General features: G+C 38.8%; 15 protein-coding genes. All 15 read left to right on the top strand.

Annotation, left to right across the window (positions count from 1 at the left end; genetic code table 11):
- The 15 genes from L1D46_RS02760 to L1D46_RS02830 all read left to right on the top strand — a co-directional run bounded on the left by L1D46_RS02760 (window position 1) and on the right by L1D46_RS02830 (window position 18,630).
- Window positions 1-1,419, top strand: coding sequence for an MOP flippase family protein (locus L1D46_RS02760; protein ID WP_178926278.1), 1,419 nt, complete (start codon window positions 1-3; stop codon window positions 1,417-1,419).
- Window position 1,420: 1 nt separating this feature from the next.
- Complete coding sequence (locus tag L1D46_RS02765) at window positions 1,421-3,199, top strand: asparagine synthase-related protein (protein ID WP_239976747.1); 1,779 nt, start codon at window positions 1,421-1,423, stop codon at window positions 3,197-3,199.
- Window positions 3,200-3,263: 64 nt separating this feature from the next.
- Window positions 3,264-4,355 (top strand): dTDP-glucose 4,6-dehydratase, encoded by a 1,092-nt coding sequence (gene rfbB / locus L1D46_RS02770; RefSeq protein ID WP_130050467.1) that lies wholly within the window; start codon window positions 3,264-3,266, stop codon window positions 4,353-4,355.
- A 103-nt stretch (window positions 4,356-4,458) separates the two neighbouring features.
- Window positions 4,459-5,379: a glucose-1-phosphate thymidylyltransferase RfbA gene (gene rfbA, locus L1D46_RS02775; protein WP_233786764.1), complete on the top strand. Its 921-nt coding sequence runs from the start codon at window positions 4,459-4,461 to the stop codon at window positions 5,377-5,379.
- Complete coding sequence (locus L1D46_RS02780) at window positions 5,376-6,317, top strand: Wzz/FepE/Etk N-terminal domain-containing protein (protein ID WP_130050468.1); 942 nt, start codon at window positions 5,376-5,378, stop codon at window positions 6,315-6,317. Before rfbA ends, L1D46_RS02780 begins: the two co-directional genes overlap by 4 nt.
- Window positions 6,318-6,339: 22 nt before the next feature.
- On the top strand, window positions 6,340-7,632 hold the full coding sequence (locus L1D46_RS02785; protein WP_178926276.1) for an EpsG family protein: 1,293 nt from the start codon (window positions 6,340-6,342) through the stop codon (window positions 7,630-7,632).
- Window positions 7,633-7,659: 27 nt separating this feature from the next.
- Window positions 7,660-8,601 carry a glycosyltransferase family 2 protein gene (locus L1D46_RS02790; RefSeq protein WP_178926275.1) on the top strand — a complete coding sequence of 314 codons (942 nt, stop codon included), beginning with the start codon at window positions 7,660-7,662 and terminating at the stop codon, window positions 8,599-8,601.
- Window positions 8,602-8,612: 11 nt separating this feature from the next.
- Complete coding sequence (locus L1D46_RS02795) at window positions 8,613-10,115, top strand: hypothetical protein (protein ID WP_239976748.1); 1,503 nt, start codon at window positions 8,613-8,615, stop codon at window positions 10,113-10,115.
- The gene (locus L1D46_RS02800; RefSeq protein WP_239976749.1) at window positions 10,112-11,164 is read left to right on the top strand and encodes a glycosyltransferase family 4 protein; all 1,053 of its coding nucleotides are present in this window, start codon (window positions 10,112-10,114) and stop codon (window positions 11,162-11,164) included. The genes L1D46_RS02795 and L1D46_RS02800 overlap by 4 nt, the downstream gene beginning before the upstream one ends.
- Window positions 11,157-11,876: a WecB/TagA/CpsF family glycosyltransferase gene (locus L1D46_RS02805; RefSeq protein WP_239976750.1), complete on the top strand. Its 720-nt coding sequence runs from the start codon at window positions 11,157-11,159 to the stop codon at window positions 11,874-11,876. Before L1D46_RS02800 ends, L1D46_RS02805 begins: the two co-directional genes overlap by 8 nt.
- Window positions 11,877-11,927: 51 nt before the next feature.
- Window positions 11,928-13,166 carry a UDP-N-acetyl-D-mannosamine dehydrogenase gene (gene wecC, locus L1D46_RS02810; RefSeq protein ID WP_239976751.1) on the top strand — a complete coding sequence of 413 codons (1,239 nt, stop codon included), beginning with the start codon at window positions 11,928-11,930 and terminating at the stop codon, window positions 13,164-13,166.
- Between the two features lie 61 nt (window positions 13,167-13,227).
- Window positions 13,228-14,343, top strand: a complete 1,116-nt coding sequence (wecB, locus tag L1D46_RS02815) for a UDP-N-acetylglucosamine 2-epimerase (non-hydrolyzing) (RefSeq protein ID WP_239976753.1) — start codon at window positions 13,228-13,230, stop codon at window positions 14,341-14,343.
- Window positions 14,344-14,814: 471 nt separating this feature from the next.
- Window positions 14,815-15,930, top strand: a complete 1,116-nt coding sequence (locus L1D46_RS02820; RefSeq protein ID WP_239976754.1) for a polysaccharide export protein — start codon at window positions 14,815-14,817, stop codon at window positions 15,928-15,930.
- Window positions 15,931-15,938: 8 nt separating this feature from the next.
- Window positions 15,939-16,373: a low molecular weight protein-tyrosine-phosphatase gene (locus tag L1D46_RS02825; protein ID WP_130050477.1), complete on the top strand. Its 435-nt coding sequence runs from the start codon at window positions 15,939-15,941 to the stop codon at window positions 16,371-16,373.
- 13 nt (window positions 16,374-16,386) lie between these two features.
- Complete coding sequence (locus tag L1D46_RS02830; protein ID WP_239976755.1) at window positions 16,387-18,630, top strand: polysaccharide biosynthesis tyrosine autokinase; 2,244 nt, start codon at window positions 16,387-16,389, stop codon at window positions 18,628-18,630.
- The last annotated feature ends 439 nt before the right edge of the window (window positions 18,631-19,069 follow it).

The raw sequence follows: 19,069 nt of genomic DNA on the forward strand, positions 1-19,069 counted from the left end.
ATGAGTGTCGCACGTGATGCTGTATCTGGCGTATCTTGGACTGCCTCTGCCACACTTATTAAAGGTGGCCTTCAGTTAGCGCAGCTAGTTGTACTTGCTAGGTTCTTAACGCCAGCAGAGCTCGGTGTACTGGCAATTATACAGTTGGTGGTAGGGTTTGCCCAAATCTTTGGCGATGCAGGCATTTCAAACGCCTTGATATTCCATAAACAGTTAGAAAAATCACAACTCAACCAGTTATACCTAGTCAATGTAATTTTAGGTATCGTTATTTCTTTGCTAGTGCTTATGATGGCTGTGCCTACTGCGTCTTTCTTTAACATGCCACAACTGTCTTTGTTGTTATGTTATTTGTCTCCGGTATTTTTTATTCGCAGTTTAGGGCAGCAGCAGTTAGCCTTGTTACAGCAAAAAATGCACTTTAATAGTATTGCCAAAATTGAAGTATTCGCCAGTGTGGCAAGTTTTATAGCATTAATTATATTGTTAGCAGTTGATTTGAGATTAGAGTCAGTTGTGTTTTCTCAATTGCTTAATGCTCTGCTTTTAAGTACCTGCTTTTTAGTTGGCTTCCCTCTTTTAAGGCCTGGGTTTAGCAAGTTAAGTTTAAACAGCATTATCGCACCAATTAAGTATGGTCTATATCAAACAGGTGAGAGCTTCGTAAACTTTATAAGTGCCCAGCTTGATCAGTTGCTGATCGGTAAATTACTAGGGCCAGAAGTTCTTGGTATTTATGCTTACGTTAAAGCCCTTGTATTTAGACCTGCATTACAATTGATTAATCCAGTGGTAAATAAAGTGGCCTTCCCGCTTATTGTTAAACATAAAGAAACGCATAGCTTAGCTATTTTATATGGCATGGTGATTAGGCTACTTAGCTTAATCAATATACCTTTGTACTCTTTAGTTGCTCTATTCCCTGAGTTTATTTTAGGAATGGCTTATGGAAATGAGTGGCTGGAACATGCTGAGCTTCTTCGTTGGCTTGGCTTATATATGCTTATCATATCTATGATGAACCCTATCGGTGTGCTGTTGCGTGCTAGTGGTGAAGTAAAACGTGGTTTTTGGTGGAATATTGCAGTAACAATTGTGCGTCCCTTAGTTATCGTACTTTCAATTAATGAAGGTATTACGGTAATGGTGCAAGCGCTGGTTGCGTTACAGGTTTTATTATTTTTACTGCACTGGAAACTTCTTATTAAGCCTATTAGTGGTTTGTCTTTTTTCCAGTTTGCTGCCGCACTCGGGCCAGCATGCATAGCATTTTTTGCGATAGCAGCCTTGTTGTTATTACTTATACAGCCATTATTAATATTAGCTCCAGTATATTTGTTTGTGCTTATTTGTGTAGGTTACTTAATCGCAATTACACCGCAACTACTCAAGTTTTACAGTTTTATTCGAGGTTCTTAGTATGCCCGGTATGATCGGTTTTATTAGCCCAGACCAAGTAGCAGAAGATCATGATTGCTTTGCGAATGTAGCAGGCGATAAACATAGTTATTTTGTTTCGCAGCACTATCAGCACATGCTTAAAAATGTTGAGCATATAGCGTGCTACGAATATAGCGATGATCGTTTGCACGTCACAATTTGGGGCGATATCTTTTCAATCAATGGTAATGACTGTAAAACTGAAGATGCACTACAGAATCTTTGCGAGCAGTACCTAATTGATAACCTACTTGAGTTTTGTCATGGCTTAAATGGTTACTTTGTTTTTTCGGTATATGATAAACAAACACAAGCACTTCATTTGGCAACAGATCGCTTCGGTATTAAACCACTTTACCTATGGGTTGAAGGTGATCGTATAAAAGGGTTTGCAAGTGAGCCAAAAGCCATACTACTGCACCCAGACTACACACAAGAGATCGATCAGTCGGCTTTAGATACCTATGTTGATGTAGGGCACATGCTTGGTGAGCAAACTTTATTTAAGAATATACGACGTGTGCCAGCGGCAACATTAGTCACTATTAATACCCAAGCAGAACACTATCAGCAGCAACTCTATTGGCAATGGTCAGAGATTAAACCACTAAATGACATCTCGTTTGATGAGGCTGTTGATAAATCTTATCAGCTTTTTGATGCTAGTATGGCTCGATGTATGAGTGTGGTAAAACAGCCTAAATTAGCGATCACGCTAAGCGGAGGCCTTGACTCTAGAGTTTTACTAGCAGGAGCCAAGCAGCATTATAAAGGCGAAATTAAAACATTTACCTTTGGTGAACCAAGCTGTGATGACGCCGTTATAGCCAAACAAGTGGCAGATTTCGCAGGGGTATCTAACCAGTTGGTTGCAATTGATCAAAGCAATTGGTTCTCTGGCAGAGAACGTGGCGTTTGGTTGACTGATGGCTTAAAGAATATTTTACACATGCATGCACTTAGCTCTGTAGAGTTGATTGCGCAAGAGTCTAATTATTTACTCAATGGTTATTTAGGTGATGTGACTTTTGGCGGGAGCTATTTATTCCCTGAGTCGCAAGCAACAATCTCAAAGCAGAAAAGAATTGCAACTCGCTACACTAAGCATGTTCAACATGCAAACATTGATCATGACTACTTTACACATGAAAATGATGATCCAGTGCTTATCTATAATCGCGGAGTACGCTTTATTGGCGCTGGAAGTGATTTATTGAGTCATCAGTTACATAACCTTAAACCGTTTATGGATAACGATTTGGTTGAGTATCTTTATTCTCTACCAGAAAGCTTTAGACGTAATGGTAAGTTATACCACGCAATGTTGTTACGTTATTATCCTGACTATTTTGCAGCGATCCCTTGGCAACAAACAGGAAAACCAATTTCATTGACCGAAAATCAAGTTGAGCCAAAGGTAAATCCAGTTAAGCAACAATTAGTAAAGCTAATAAAAGGTTCTCTGTTTGAAAGAGCGGCACGCAAGCTATATCGCTCAATTGCCCCTAAGCGACACTATGTAGCCTACGACACTTGGCTCAGAGAAACGCAATTTAAGCAGTATCTTACAGACATGTTATGTATGCCAAATAGCCGAGTCGCAACATTAATTGGCAATGACCAAGTTAATAAAATTCTATCCAAGTTCTTTGCAATGGACGACTCAATTCGCCCTGAAAAAATAGGCAGTTTATTAACGCTAGAATTGTATTTAGAACAGTTAGAAAGCGGCAAAAAATCGGCAGGTTATAGCAAATAGGCTGTATATTTGCGATAATTCGCTGCTGTTGAAAAGCTAATTAATTTAGTTAAAAAGGGTGTGGATGAAAACGATTATAGTAACAGGTGGTGCAGGGTTTATTGGAAGTGCCGTGGTACGTTTTTTAATAAACGAAACAGCGCATAAAGTTATAAACCTAGATAAGCTCACATATGCTGGAAATTTACAGTCACTTAAAAGCGTAGAAAATAACGAACGTTATACCTTCATTCAAGGTGACATTTGTGATCGTGCAACTGTCGACTCACTTTTCCAATCATATCAGCCTGATATTATAATGCACCTAGCTGCAGAATCGCATGTTGATCGTTCAATTGATGGGCCTGGCCAATTTATTCAAACAAATATTGTTGGTACATATACCCTACTTGACGCAGCACGAGGTTATTGGGCAAGCTTAGATACCAATAAGCAACAAACCTTTAGATTTCACCATATTTCGACAGATGAAGTTTATGGTGATTTACCTCATCCAGATGATGTCGAAAATAGCTCAAGTTTGCCTTTATTTACAGAGCAAACATCGTATGCGCCTAGTAGCCCTTATTCTGCCAGTAAAGCAAGCTCTGATCATTTAGTGAGAGCGTGGCACCGCACTTATGGTTTACCTGTCGTTGTTACCAACTGCTCGAATAACTATGGCCCGTTTCATTTTCCTGAAAAGCTGATCCCATTAGTCATTTTAAATGCGTTAGAAGGCAAGGCATTACCTATTTACGGTGATGGTTCACAAATTAGAGATTGGCTATTTGTTGAAGATCACGCGCGTGCTTTATACACCGTTGCGAGTGAAGGTAAAGTAGGTGAAACATACAACATTGGTGGACATAACGAAAAAACAAACCTTGAAGTAGTAAAAACTATTTGTAGTTTGTTAGATGAGTTAGCACCAAGTAAAGATTTAGCAGAAGGGTATGCTTCACTAATCACCTATGTTACAGACCGTCCTGGCCATGACCGTCGTTATGCAATCGATGCAGCTAAAATTGCTGACCAACTAAATTGGACACCTCAAGAAACGTTTGAGTCTGGTATTCGAAAAACAGTGCAATGGTATTTAGACAATCTAGATTGGTGCCAAAATGTTCAGGATGGCTCATATCAACGTGAGCGACTAGGTGCAGCCGAAGAATAATTGCTAGCTTTTGCAGCCTAAATTGGACGTTTCGATAAAGAAAGTTGAGTGTAAAGTAAGCATACCTAAGCGCTCAGAACTGACCATTAAATGAAGTATGGAAATGAGTAATTCACAAATGAACAATGACAATTCATCATTACGCAAAACAAAAGGCATCATACTTGCCGGTGGTAGTGGTTCACGCTTACACCCGATAACTCAAGGTGTTTCTAAGCAAATATTACCGATTTACGATAAACCGATGATTTACTATCCATTATCGGTGCTAATGCTTGCTGAAATTAAAGATATACTCATCATTACTACACCTCAAGATCAAGCGCAGTTTAAAACTCTATTAGGTGATGGCAGCCGTTTTGGTATCAATTTGAGCTACGAGGTACAGCCAAAACCTGAAGGCCTAGCACAAGCTTTCATTATTGGTGAAGAATTTATTGGCGACGATAACGTTTGCCTCATTTTGGGTGATAATATTTTTTATGGTTCTAACTTTTCACCAAAGTTAAAAGCCCATGCAAAACTTGACCAAGAAGCATGTATTTTTGCATATCAAGTAAACGACCCTGAAAGGTTTGGGGTTGTTGAAGTAGATGAAAACTTTAATGGTATTTCAATTGAAGAAAAACCGTTAGAGCCCAAATCTAACTATGCAGTAACAGGATTGTATTTTTACGATAACTCCGTGATTGAAAAAGCCAAAAAGGTCACTCCTTCAGCTCGTGGTGAGTTAGAAATTACAGCAATTAACCAAGCATATTTAGACGAAAACCGCCTTAAAGTTGAAGTGCTAGGGCGAGGCTTTGCATGGCTAGACACAGGCACGCACGATAGTCTGATGGAGGCGTCGCTCTTTGTACAAACAGTTGAAAAGCGCCAAGGCTTCAAAATAGCCTGTCTGCAAGAAATTGCTTATAAGCAGGGGTGGATCACTAAAGAGTCTTTAATAGAGCAAGGGCAAGCTTTAAGTAAAACAAGTTATGGTCAGTATTTATTAAAATTGGCAGCAGGGAAAGCGCAATGACAGGCACTGTAAATCAGAACGTAAGTTCACAAAAGCCCTTTGATCTGATTGAGCTTTGGTTAGTACTTTGGAACAAAAAGTGGTTAATCATATTTTTATCAATCGTTTTTAGTGCAGCAATTTTAGCCTACTCGTTAACCTTGCCAAATATGTATAAGTCGACGGTACTGTTAGCGCCGCAAAAGCAGCAAGAAAGTGGTGCCTTAGCATCACTAGGGCAGTTGGGTAGCTTAGCAAGTGTTGCAGGTATCAATTTAGGTGGTGCTGGTGACGACACTGCTGTGTATTTAGAGATCATCAAATCAAAAGACTTTCTATATAAATTTATTGAGCAAAATAACGTAAAAGTGAATTTATTCGCTGTAAAAGAATGGAATAGAGATTCTCAGCAGCTGGTAATCGATCCTGCGCTTTATAGCGACGGAAAATGGAAAGTAGACGAAGAGACAAAAGAAAGTCTAGAACCTTCAATGTTCGAAACATACGAGAGACTACTTAAAAAGCTTTCTGTACAACAAGACAAAGTAAATGGTTTAGTTAAAATTTCATTTGAGCATATCGATCCTCGCATTTCTAAGCAGTATGTAGAAAATATCGTTGCATTGATTAACAAATCGGTTAGAGAGCGTGAAATAGCTGAGAAAAAAGAAAGCATAAAGTACTTAAACGAACAGCTATCAAAAACCAACGTAGCCGAAATGCAAAACGTATTCTACACAATTGTAGAAGAGCAAACCAAAGCAATGTTACTTGCCGAGGTTCGTAAGGATTTTGCGTTCAAGATTATTGAAAGTCCTATCATTGAAGAACGAAAGTCATCTCCTAACAGAGCGGTTATTTGTATTCTTGGTGCTATTTTTTCAGGGTTCTTTGTTTGTGTAAGCATCTTATTGCTACATTTTGTTCGTATTAATAATCGTCAGCACAAAGGTGATTAAGCCAAAGTGATAAGGTTATAACTTGAACGCTGACGACTCTCTCTGCTTTGCTGAACAACAACAGCAAGTAGTAAATACCAAGCTATTAATCACTGGCTGCCTGTTGCTTGCAGGCTGGTTATTTTTGCCATTTTTAGCTTGGGTTGCAGGCGTATTTATTTACGCCTTTGCAGTACAAAAAACCAAGCTTGATAGTGCAATCGTCTTTTTTGTTGTGTTCTCGTTATCTGTGCTGATCGCTTCGCGTCATATAGGCTATCTTTGGGGGGGAGCAGATGATATGCCCTCTTACTTAATGGCTTATGAGCGTTATAGCAGCTTTTCTAGTATGTTACCCACCTCATTACTGTATGCAAAGCATGCAGATTTCTTGTTTGCTTTATATAGCTGGGTTGTAGCGAGCCTAACTAATAATCACTCATTCCTTTACTACTTTACAACGCTAGCGGTTACCTACCTGTTAATTTGGAAATTTTGTAAGTTAGTTGATAATCCTAGCCCACTGCTGTGCTTTTTAATGATTGTATTTTTTTATAAGTTCTTTCAAAGTCAGTGGCACTTGATCAGAGCGTGTATGGCTGTGCCAATTTTACTCTATGGAATTTGGTACTCACAAACGAATAAGAAACATGGCATAGCCATTTTTTTCTTAGGAAGTTTAATGCACTTTTCAACAAGCTTTTTACTACTCCCTTTGCTTATTTTTAGTAAGCATTTAAATCGACGTTGGAACATTGAACAATTAATCTTGTTGATTTTAGGGTTTGTTTTTGCAGCAATTTTTGGGGTGTTAGCAATTAAAGGGGTAGGTTCTGTTATTAATCATTACATGATTAATAAAATTTTAACGCGTTTAGTTTTTGAACCTAGTTTTTCAAAACTACCTTCTTTGTTGTTTTTTATTTTCGTCACGATTATCGCATTACCTGGCTATATAAAAACAACAAGCCCAACGTATATTCGATTATTTAATATGATGAGCTTTTTGACATTGCTCAGCTTTATTGCGCTGTTTTTTATAGGTGATGAGTTACATCGCATTTTATTGCCGTTGTATCTTTTGTATGCCCCTTTAATGTTGTTAGCATTTCAGTACATAACACCCAAAATAATAACAGGCACCTTTTTATTTTTAGTTATCGCTTTTCATATGGCCGCATTTTCTTATGTGCTCCTGATTAATGAAAGTAACTTTTTTTATCAAGATGAAATACATAGACATCCGATAGAAAACAAAGGGTTAGATTACTTCTTAACCTTTAAGCACTATAGCGAAACAGATATTACTTATTACGATGGTTACCGAAATAAGTAAGCGCGATATATTACCTAGGCTTTTAAAATGAATAAATTAATTACTGTCATCATACCAACGTACAAACGTGCGCATGCATTACCTAAAGCAATCGCAAGTGTACAGGCTCAAAGCTATGAGAACTGGGAAATAGTGATTGTTGATGATAATGATCCTAGTAGCAATGCGCGTGCCCAAACCGAAGCTGTAATGGAACAATATGCTGATGAACAGCGAATTAAATATATTCGCCATAGTGCGAACAAAGGAGCTTGCCAAGCGCGCAATACCGGTGTTGATTTTGCGCAAGGCGAATATGTAGCATTTTTAGATGATGATGACCTGTGGCTACAAACTAAACTTGAACAACAAATCGACGCATTAGAGAAAAGCAATGCAGCTATTTGTTATTCCGATATGTATTTAGAGTATCAAGGCTGGAAAAAGTACTTTGGCTGCCTTGGAGCCGATAACTTATATGAATCGTTACTAAATCAAGGTTATGGTATTTGCACATCCGTCTTATTAATTGCAACGGATGCTATCCGCGATGTTGAAGGCTTTGATAACAGTCTACCAAGCATGCAAGACTATGATTTACTACTACGTTTATCAAAAAAATACCCTGCAATTCACTTAGCCGAAGCACTTATTACGTACCAACTTGCTGATGATGGTATTTCATGTAACCCGGTATCAAAAGCGAATGGTCATCGTGCAATTATAGATAAATACGAGGCAGAGTATCTTCACCTTGGCTTAAATACTGGCTTATCAAGACAGTTCGAAAGTTTGGCAGACTTTGAATTACGTAGCGGTAACCGAATGATGGCAATAAAAAAATACACCCATGCTTTAAAGTTAAAGTTATTAAACCCACGCGTAATAGTCAAATTACTGGTTGGGGCGGTGTTTGGTAAAAAGCCTCTTGAAGCCTACCTACAACGACGTCAACAACGTACGTCTGTTAATACAAATGCAGCGTCATAAGGATAAATAAAATGCGTGGCATGTATTTAAATTGCGATCCAAAGTCATTACCGGCTTCTTTTGCTGCAATGTCCGACAATAGCAAGCTATATAAATTTCCTGAAAATATAGCCCAAGGTTATTTGATTTACGATACCAATGCTTGGTCGACTCCGCCGATAGAGATATATCAAGAGCAAGTATTTATTGCTTCAGGTTGGTTTATCTATAAACAAAAGTTAAACCCGCTTGCTTTACTTGCTAAAGACATTGTTGAACACGGACCAAGCGTATTAAACGATATTTTGGCAGGTGTATTTGTCATTTATTGGAAAAATGGTGAGCAAACTACTTTGCTAACGGATGCACTAGGTTTATCAACTCACTATATCGATAGACTAGCGAGTGAACTTCGTATTGCGCCAAGTGTTAAAGCACTTCTTACTGACAAGCATACATTAAATAATGATATGCAAAGCATTCTTGGTAAAAAGCAGCATTTGTTTGGTAATTTCACGCTTTATAACGAAATTGAGCGCCTACAACCTGGTGCGGCAATTACTTCTGGAACAGAGCTGAGTTACTTTACATTTTATGACGGCAAAGCAATAGAAGACCTTGGAGAGTATGTAAATACATTAACTGAATTCTGGCCTTATGACACTCGCATTTTACCTTTAAGTAGTGGCCTTGATTCTCGTTATTTATTAGCGAATGGCACTTATAAATATGGTTTTACTTACGGACCCGAAGGTTCGCCAGAACGCAAAATAGCAGGGCATTACCAGCAAGACTTTGAACACTACCATGCCTTTGATTTTAATGAGCAGCCACTTCATGGACAAGAACAAGCAATTTTGGACGAAATGGCGTTTGCCACATTAAAGCCTATTAATCGCTTGTATACCAATTATCACTACATTGCACAGCACTATAACCAAGCCTCTACTTTTTATGACGGTTACTTAGGTGATTTATTTCAGCGCGGCACCTACATTAACTTTAAGGGAAAGCGAGGTGAGCTATTAAAGTTAGTGCCATTTGTTTATCGTTTTATCAACTTTAGCGCACATAAGTTACTTCGGTTACGCTATAAAGAACTGACTAACGGCGAATTTGAGATACTGTGGCAAGATTATAAAGTTAAAACTGCTAACTTAGCATTAAATGATTATCAAAAAGTGACTTACTATGAGTTTGTGTATGGTAGAGGTGGTCGCTATACCGTATTTGGTAGCAATGTATTAGCCGCACAATTTTTTACAATAGTCTCACCATTTGCCTCTCGAATAGTATTTGACTCATTTATTCAACAAGACTATTCACGAGCGGTGTCTTATCGTAATTTAAAGAAAATATGGTCAAAAACAGCTTCAAAGTATAAGAGTCAGGTTGTAGAGTCGGGTTATTCCCCACAGACACCAGCAGCTTTTATACCTTTTATACAGCTAACATACCGATTAATGTTTCACTTTATACCGTCGCGTGCCAACTATGGCGTTAAGCTCAAGCGTATGGAGAAACAAAAGAAGTGAGCGATTTTCGTGTATTACTCTTATCGAACATGGGGCCAAGTAAAAACAAGCCAAATTCAGGGCGGTTTGTTTATAACCAATATGTGAGCTTAAAAAAGCAGGGTAATTGCCATGTTGACTTTTATTATTTAGATCAAGAAGAAAAGTCGGGTATTGCTAAGTTATTGCGTTATCCTTTGTTCTTTTTACGTTTTGTACTTAGCTATATTTTTTCATTTAAAAAGTACGATATCATTCATATTCATTTTTATTTTCCGAATGTTTTATTAGCTATTGCTTATAAGCTTTTTCGAAATTGGCGAGCAAAAATCGTTGTTACCTTCCATGGTAGCGATATTTATTTGTATCCAACACCTGGGCCTGTTTATCGGTATAGCTCAGGTTTTGTTGATAAGTTTATTTTTGTGAGTGAAAAATTAAAGCAGCGATTTTTTAAGCCTGTTTCTGCAAGTGTGCTAAGTGCGGGTGTGAATGACCTATTTTATGAGCCACAGACAACCGCAATAAAACATTTCGATTTTGTTTTTGTAGGGAATTTAAATAAAAACAAAGGCATTGATAGGCTCGAAGCAATTTTAGAAAATTTTCAGCGTAAGTTAACGGTAGCGATAGTAGGGTCAGGCGATAGTTCGTTTATAGAGCGTCTCGCTAAAAACGAGAATGTGAGCATTCGTTATTTTGATTACTGCAGTGCACAACAGCTGGTTACAATTTATAACGAAAGTTACATGTTGATTAATTTATCATATAATGAATCATTTGGTTTGGTAATGGCGGAAGCTATGGCATGTGGGTTACCTGTAATAGCAACGCAGACCGACGGCAGCACCGCGCAAGTACTAAATGGCGAAAATGGCTTTTTAATTCCAAATGACGAAAACGTATGTGTTAGCGCAACGTCTGCGATAGAGCAAGTTTTGGACTTATCAGAACAAGACTATTTAACAATGCGCCTCTGTGCAATAAACTCTGCCGCACCATACCAGTTATCCTCTGTAACAGAGGAAGTTTTAAAGATATACGCTAAATTGAGAGTTGATAATGAATAGTGTAAATGTAGGTGGGATTGACGTATTAGCCTACCAATCAATTGATGAACTTATTGATACTTCAATTTTAGTACCTGAGGGCGTAAAGCCAGGTGTTGCAGTTGCAATAAACCCTGAAAAGGTAATGGCAGCGAATATTGATCAACAGGTTATGAGCACATTGCAACAAGCTACTTTGAGATACCCAGACGGTATTGGTGTGTCTTATGTAATGTCAAAGCGATTAAAACAGCCTGTGGCGCGCATTCCTGGTTGTGAGCTTTGGGAGCGTTTAATGTTACGTTCTGCAGAGAATAATGTGCCAGTATTTTTATTAGGCGCAAAAGAATCTGTGGTGCTTGAAGCTTATAGCAAATTGCTAGCGCAAGACGTAAATGTTGTTGGTTATCGAAACGGTTATTTTTCTGCTAGCGAAGAGCAGCAAGTTATTGAAGAAATAGCTAGCTCAGGAGCTAAGCTTGTAAGTGTTGCTTTAGGCTCGCCTCGTCAAGAGTTATTTATTTTTGAGTGTCAGAAGTCGTGCCCATCTGCCTTTTTTATGGGAGTAGGTGGCACTTATGACGTGTTTACCGAAAATGTAAAACGAGCACCTGCCGCTTTTAGAGCCGTAAACTTAGAGTGGCTCTACAGATTATTAAGCCAGCCAACAAGGATATTGAGGCAAAGTAACTTAATTAAGTATTTTTATTACTACCTTACAAAAAAAGTTTAAAGTTGCCCAGGGCTGGGTTTTTACAAAAGTTAATTTAAATTAGGGGTTTAAATGTTATTTAAAACTGTATCAGTCGTTGGGCTTGGCTACATAGGCTTACCAACTGCAGCTGTTATTGCATCACGCGGAATTAATGTTATTGGGGTTGATGTAAGCCAACATGCTGTAGATACAATTAATGCAGGGAACGTACATATTGTTGAACCAGACCTTGATATGGTGGTACGCAGCGCAGTTAAAGCCGGTAATTTAAAGGCAGTAACAAAGCCAGAAAAAGCAGAAGCATTTATGGTAGCTGTTCCAACCCCTTTTAAAGAAGACTACCAAGCAGATTTGAGCTACATAGAAGCTGCTGCAAAAGCAATAGCGCCAGTACTCGAAAAAGGCAATTTAGTTATTTTAGAGTCAACTTCGCCTGTTGGGGCAACAGAAGAGCTTGCAAACTGGTTAGCCGAAGCACGCCCAGACCTAACTTTTCCACAAACCGCTGGCAACGAAGCAGATATAAACATTGCACATTGCCCTGAGCGTGTATTGCCAGGTCACGTTTTGCGTGAACTTGTAGAGAATGATCGCGTTATAGGCGGTATGTCGGAAGAGTGCTCGAAAAAAGCAGTTGCCTTGTATAAAACCTTTGTTGTGGGTGAATGTTTACTAACAAACGCCAGAACAGCAGAGATGGCAAAGCTAACAGAAAACTCATTTCGTGATGTAAACATTGCGTTTGCAAACGAACTATCAATGATATGCGATAAGTTAGATATTAATGTTTGGGAGCTTATAAAGCTTGCAAATCGTCACCCGCGAGTAAACATTTTAAACCCAGGCCCTGGTGTGGGTGGTCACTGCATTGCTGTTGATCCATGGTTTATTGTTAGTTCTGCGCCAGAAACTGCAAAGTTAATACGTCAGGCTCGTGAAGTTAATGACGCAAAGCCTCATTATGTTTTAAAGCAAATAACCGATGCAGCTGATCAATTTAAAAAGCCAGTGATAGCGTGTTTAGGTATTGCATTTAAAGCTGATATTGATGATTTACGCGAGAGCCCTGCACTCGATATTACCAAGATGCTAGCTCAAAACAATGAAGCAGAAGTGCTAGTTGTTGAACCAAATATCAACGAGCTACCAGAAGCTCTAGCAGCGTTAGGCGTTAAATTGGTTTCAATTGAAGAAGCGCTTGAGCGCAGTAATACACTAGCAGTGTTGGTTGATCATAAAGAATTTAAGGACATACCTGCAGAGCAAGTAGCCAGAAAAGTGGTTGTTGATAGCCGCGGAATTTTTTAACTCAATAAGTAGATTTAGTAAGCCTGCCATTTTTGGCAGGCTTTTGTGTTTAGGATAATAGATGAAAGTTTTAACCGTATTTGGTACCCGCCCCGAAGCAATTAAAATGGCGCCGTTAGTTCTTGCGCTCGAAAACGATGCAAGAATTGAAGCTAAAGTGTGTGTTACAGCACAGCACCGAGAAATGCTTGACCAAGTACTGGATCTTTTTCAAATAACGCCAGATTATGACTTAAACATAATGAAAGCAGGGCAAGATTTATACGATATTACGAGTAAGATCTTACTTGGCCTACGTGATGTGCTTGATGAGTTTAAACCTGACTGGGTGCTTGTTCATGGCGATACAACCACGACATTTGCAGCATCAATGGCCGCGTTTTACAAGCAAATTAAAGTAGGTCATGTAGAAGCAGGTTTACGTACAGGTAATTTGTATAGCCCATGGCCAGAAGAAGCAAACCGCACATTAACGGGCGTATTAACAGCAAAGCATTTTGCTCCTACGCAAGCGTCTGCCGAAAACTTATTACGTGAACACGTATCAAAAAACGCTATTTTTGTAACGGGTAACACGGTAATAGATGCATTACTGCAAGTTAAAAAAAACGTACTGCCAAAAGAGGATGTACAGCAGCAGCTAACCGACAAGTTCGCTGATATTTTAGATAAACCTTATGTACTTATTACAGGTCATCGTCGCGAAAGCTTTGGTGGTGGGTTTGAGCGAATTTGCCAATCAATTTCGTCGCTGGCCTCAAAATACCCTGACTATAACTTTGTATACCCTGTGCATTTAAACCCAAATGTACAAGAACCGGTCAAACGCTTGCTGGCAGATAAAAGCAATGTAAAGCTTATCGACCCACAAGACTACTTGCCATTTGTGTTTTTGATGAACCAAGCATATTTAATTTTAACAGACTCAGGTGGCGTACAAGAAGAAGCGCCAAGTTTAGGCAAACCAGTGTTAGTAATGCGTGATACTACAGAACGCCCAGAAGCGGTAGCTGCAGGTACCGTTAAGTTAGTAGGCACAGACAGCGAAAAAATTATAGCAGCGGTGAGTGAGCTGATTGAGAATAAAGAAACATACAAAGAAATGAGCTTTGCACATAACCCATACGGTGATGGAAAAGCGTGCGAACGTATCATTGAAGGTTTATTTACCAGTTAAATATTTTTTAGCTGGTCTAAAGGCGAACAGAACAGCAATTATCAGTGAAATTAGAGCTGCTTGTTAGCATAACTACTTAGCTAACAAGCGGTTTTCTTATGGGTTATATTTAAACCGTTTTTAGAAACAAAACCAAGCTTGAAATATAGCGAGCCGCCTGTATAATGCCCCTACTTAAGGATGTTCCAATGTAAATGGATAGTAATGCAAATTTGCTAATTTACGAATAAACAAGTCATAAAAGTCTTCGACTTTAATTACTCCTAAAAAGAACTCCATAGAAATTGTAAAACTCATACTGCTAATGCGTTTTAATCGCCTCTTTAGTGGTCAGGTTTATGTATAAAAATAGCTATGTTTAGCCTTAATTCAAGGCCTTGTTAACTTGCGTATAACAAGCCGTCATGCTTTAATTGATCAGCTTTAAAATAAGTAAGTGTAAACTTATATAATAATCTTTTAGGAAGAAGAATGGCGTTCAAATTTAAACTCCTTGCAGCATCTTTATCTCTCCTCTCTGTAAGTGCATGTACAATCATACCAGGTAGTCATTACGAAGGTATAAACTCAGGGTCTCAAGTAGAAAACTTAGAAAAAGACCTTGAAAAAGTTAACATTCAAGTTATTGATTCTTCATTGATTAATATTCAAAAGCGTGAAACCAAAAAAGTTAATACCAGTAATACGCAAGGTATTGATACATCTGATTACCAATATCGTTTAGGGGTAGGTGACGTACTTACAATTGGTGTATGGGATCATCCAGAATTAACCATTCCTGCGGCTGTACAACGTACTGCAGAGTTTGATGGTTTTCGTGTAGCTGAAGATGGCACAATCACTTATGCCTATGCTCCTAAAATACCAGCAGCAGGGCGCACTGTTGCCGAAGTGCGCGAAGACCTTGTAAAGCGCTTAAGCCGAGTAATCGAGAACCCACAAGTTGATATAAAAATAGTTGGTTTTAGAAGCCAAAAAACTTATGTAACAGGCGAAGTAGAAAACCCTGGTGTATACCCAATTACAGAAATTCCGCTCACAATTATAGACGTTTTAAACAACGCGGGTGGTATTACAGAGCGCGCCGATTGGCGTGAAGTAACCTACACCTCGGGTAATAAAACAGAAATAATTCGCCTTGATGACTTTTATAGTTATGGTGATATTTCGCAAAACCGGTTATTAAAACATGGTGATATTGTGCATGTTAGCCGTAACGATAAACACCAAGTGTATGTATTGGGCGATGTAATTAAAGCTGGCACCGTAGATATTGATCGTTATGGCTTAAATTTAGCACAAGCATTAAGCGACACGGGCGGTATTAAAGAAGCAACCGCCGATGCAAACGGCATTTTTGTACTACGTAAGCGTGATTTAGCTAAAGATGGCGTCATCGCAGATGTGTACCAATTACATGCTAAAAATGTAGCTGCACTGGTTTTAGCAGAGCAATTTGAGCTTAAACCGCACGATATTGTATATGTAACCGCTGCACCACTTGCACGCTGGAACCGCGTAATCAGTTTATTGCTACCGTCTATTTCTACGGTTGACTCAATTAACGATGTAGCCAATACAAACTAAGGATAAGTATGTTTGACTCAGTATTAGTAGTGTGTGCTGGCAACATTTGCCGAAGCCCAACTGCCGAGTATGTACTTAAAAGTAAGTTACAAAACAAAGGGATTACTGTTACTTCGGCTGGTTTAACTGCATTAGAAGGTAAACCAGCCGATGCCACTGCTCAGCAAATTGCTGAGCAGCATGGCATTAACATGGCAGAGCACCGTGGCCAACAAATTAATTCAGCATTAGTACAGAACAACAGCGTTATTTTAGTGATGGAACAACGTCATCTAACTGACTTATGCACGCGTTACCCTCAAGCAAGAGGTAAAACGTTTTTGTTAGGCAAATGGTTAAACGACGCCGAGATCCCCGACCCATATCGTCAAAGCTTAGAAGCATTTACCCATGTTTATGAGCTAATAGACAGCGCATGTAGCGCTTGGCAAAAGTATTTATAAGGAAACTGCATTAATGAATGCTCAGCCTTCATCGCTTAATAATAGCAACCGAACATCGCAAAGTAATCAGCAAGAGTCGCAAGAGATAGATCTAATGGCCCTATTGGGTGCCTTACTAGACCGTAAATTATTTATTATGGCCATCACCGGCGTGTTTATGGTGCTAGGTGTTATTTATGCTATGTATGCAGCACCTGTTTACCAAGCAACCGCCATGATACAGGTAGAAGACAACAGCGCCACTGTACCGGGCTTTGATGACATGAGCGGCATGTTCGAAAGTACCTCGGCCGCGGTAACCGAAATCGAGCTATTGAAATCGCGTTCTGTAATTGGTGAAGCAGTCGACAAACTAAACCTCGATACAGTAGTTGAACCAAAACTATTCCCGCTAATTGGTAACCGAGCCTATAGACGCTTTAAACCAAGCTCACCGGGTGAACTGGCAGAGTCGAGCTTTGGTGCAAGCTCTTACGCATGGGGCGGTGAGAGCATAGATGTATTTAGGTTTGATGTACCAAACTTTAATATTGGTACTGAGTTTGTAGTGGTTGCTCAGCAAAATAACCAATTGGCATTGTTAAATGAAGAGGGCGAAACAGTATTAACTGGGCAAGTAGGGCAGGAGCTTACTAACGGTATTATTGAGTTAACTGTGCGTAACTTAAATGCACGCCCAGGTACTGAGTTTATTATTACCAAGCGTGACCGCTTAAATACCATTTTAGATTTACAAGCAGCCATTGGTGCAAGTGAAAAAGGCAAAGACTCTGGCATTATTAACTTAACCTTGCAAGATACAGATTATGGCTACGCTGAAAAAGTACTTGAGGAAGTCGCAGGTATTTATGTACGCCGCAATGTTGAGCGCAACAGTGCAGAGGCACAAAAGTCACTAGAGTTTTTAGAGGTGCAATTACCTGAGGTTAAAAAGCAACTTGAGTATGCCGAAAAGCGCTTTAACGATTATCAAATTAAGCAGAAATCAGTAAATATTACGCTAGAAACACAAGGTGTACTTGACCAAATTGTACAGCTAGAAACTAAATTACAAGAGCTAGAATTACAACGCTTGGAGCTTAGCCGTAAATTTAAAAAAGGCCATCCTGCTTATCAAGGTATACTTGAGCAAATTAAAGCAGTAAAAAAACAAAAGGATGAACTAACTGGTGAAGTAACGAACTTACCATCTACCCAGCAAGAGTTATTACGTTTAACCCGCGATGTAGAGGTAAGCAACCAAATTTATACCATGCTACTGGCTAAAACCCAAGAGCTCGATATTGTGCGTGCAGGTACCGTAGGTAACGTACGAATTATTGACCACGCAGAGGTAAATACATCAAAACCGGTTAAACCTAAAAAAGCGCTAATAGTGGTTATGGCGACTATACTTGGTGGCATGCTTGCAGTTGCAATTGTGTTAGTGCAAAAAGCACTGCATAAAGGGATTGAAGACCCAAGCGAAATAGAAGCCATGGGCTTACCTGTTTATGCCAGCGTACCGTATTCTGACCATCAGGATAAGTTGGTATCGTTTGGTAAGCTTAAAAACCGAAAAGCCACCCAAGCAAATACCATATTAGCGGTTGAAAACCCAGCTGACTTAGCAATAGAGGCACTACGTAGCCTACGTACTAGCTTACACTTTGCGATGATGGAGGCAAAAAATAATGTTGTTGCTATATCTGGCCCAAGCCCTGGTGTTGGTAAATCATTTATATCGGTGAATTTAGCAACTGTATTAGCACAAAGTGATAAAAAGGTGTTGATAATTGATGCTGATATGCGTAAAGGCTACTTACAAAAAGCCTTTAACGAAAAGTGGGAAAGCGGTTTAAGTGACTTTTTATCGGGTCGATTAGAGCTTAAAAATGTAATTAAACAAACTAAGGTACCAAACCTACATTTAATTACCCGCGGCCAAGTACCGCCGAACCCGTCTGAGTTATTAATGCATGAGCGCTTCTCAAAGCTGGTAGAAACCATTAAAGATCATTACGACTTAATAATTATAGATACACCGCCTATTTTAGCAGTGACTGACCCTGCAATAGTGAGTGCTCATGCTGGGAGTACACTACTAGTAACACGTTTCGGGCAAAACCACATACGCGAGTTAGAGCTAACTCGCAATCGATTTGAACAAAATGGTATAGATGTAAAAGGCGTGGTATTTAATGGTGTACTTAAGAAAGCCAGCAATGCCTATGGGTATTATGGTTATTACAATTATGAATATAAGTCAGGAAATTAAAGAGTCTATTTGACTCTTTTAAATAAAACTTAAAATACTGTCTCAATATAGGGAGCAGTATTTAAGCAGAGTGCTATGGTATTGATGTGTATTAGAGTTGGTATGGGTTTTATTAGTTAGCTAAACAAGAAATGTGTGGTGAGTTAACTTGGCTTTATATAGGTAAAGTACTTACGAAACTGAACTCATTTCTCGTGATTGGTTAAAATGAATTAGCTATCATAGCCTAATTATTTGTCAAAATTGTCTAGTTCGAAATATGTTTTAATGGCTAATTAATAAGCTAGATAAAAATTGAATAAATAGTTAAGCAGGTAAAAGTGTAAATGTTGAATAAATTGTTGCTATAAGAATATATGCTATATTACCTTTCAAATAAATTATTACCTTTAAAATAGCTAAACTAATTTTAGAGATAAAAAGCTAGTACTCTGAAGAT

This window comes from Pseudoalteromonas sp. Isolate3 (assembly GCF_022398505.1).
GTDB lineage: Bacteria > Pseudomonadota > Gammaproteobacteria > Enterobacterales > Alteromonadaceae > Pseudoalteromonas > Pseudoalteromonas apostichopi.

What these genes read in the sequence shown, in the direction of transcription:
- L1D46_RS02760 (WP_178926278.1), top strand. Translation starts at nt 1, where the DNA reads ATGAGTGTCGCACGTGATGCTGTATCTGGCGTATCTTGGACTGCCTCT.
- L1D46_RS02765 (WP_239976747.1), top strand. Translation starts at nt 1,421, where the DNA reads ATGCCCGGTATGATCGGTTTTATTAGCCCAGACCAAGTAGCAGAAGAT.
- rfbB (WP_130050467.1), top strand. Translation starts at nt 3,264, where the DNA reads ATGAAAACGATTATAGTAACAGGTGGTGCAGGGTTTATTGGAAGTGCC.
- rfbA (WP_233786764.1), top strand. Translation starts at nt 4,459, where the DNA reads ATGAGTAATTCACAAATGAACAATGACAATTCATCATTACGCAAAACA.
- L1D46_RS02780 (WP_130050468.1), top strand. Translation starts at nt 5,376, where the DNA reads ATGACAGGCACTGTAAATCAGAACGTAAGTTCACAAAAGCCCTTTGAT.
- L1D46_RS02790 (WP_178926275.1), top strand. Translation starts at nt 7,660, where the DNA reads ATGAATAAATTAATTACTGTCATCATACCAACGTACAAACGTGCGCAT.
- L1D46_RS02795 (WP_239976748.1), top strand. Translation starts at nt 8,613, where the DNA reads ATGCGTGGCATGTATTTAAATTGCGATCCAAAGTCATTACCGGCTTCT.
- L1D46_RS02805 (WP_239976750.1), top strand. Translation starts at nt 11,157, where the DNA reads ATGAATAGTGTAAATGTAGGTGGGATTGACGTATTAGCCTACCAATCA.
- wecC (WP_239976751.1), top strand. Translation starts at nt 11,928, where the DNA reads ATGTTATTTAAAACTGTATCAGTCGTTGGGCTTGGCTACATAGGCTTA.
- wecB (WP_239976753.1), top strand. Translation starts at nt 13,228, where the DNA reads ATGAAAGTTTTAACCGTATTTGGTACCCGCCCCGAAGCAATTAAAATG.
- L1D46_RS02820 (WP_239976754.1), top strand. Translation starts at nt 14,815, where the DNA reads ATGGCGTTCAAATTTAAACTCCTTGCAGCATCTTTATCTCTCCTCTCT.
- L1D46_RS02825 (WP_130050477.1), top strand. Translation starts at nt 15,939, where the DNA reads ATGTTTGACTCAGTATTAGTAGTGTGTGCTGGCAACATTTGCCGAAGC.
- L1D46_RS02830 (WP_239976755.1), top strand. Translation starts at nt 16,387, where the DNA reads ATGAATGCTCAGCCTTCATCGCTTAATAATAGCAACCGAACATCGCAA.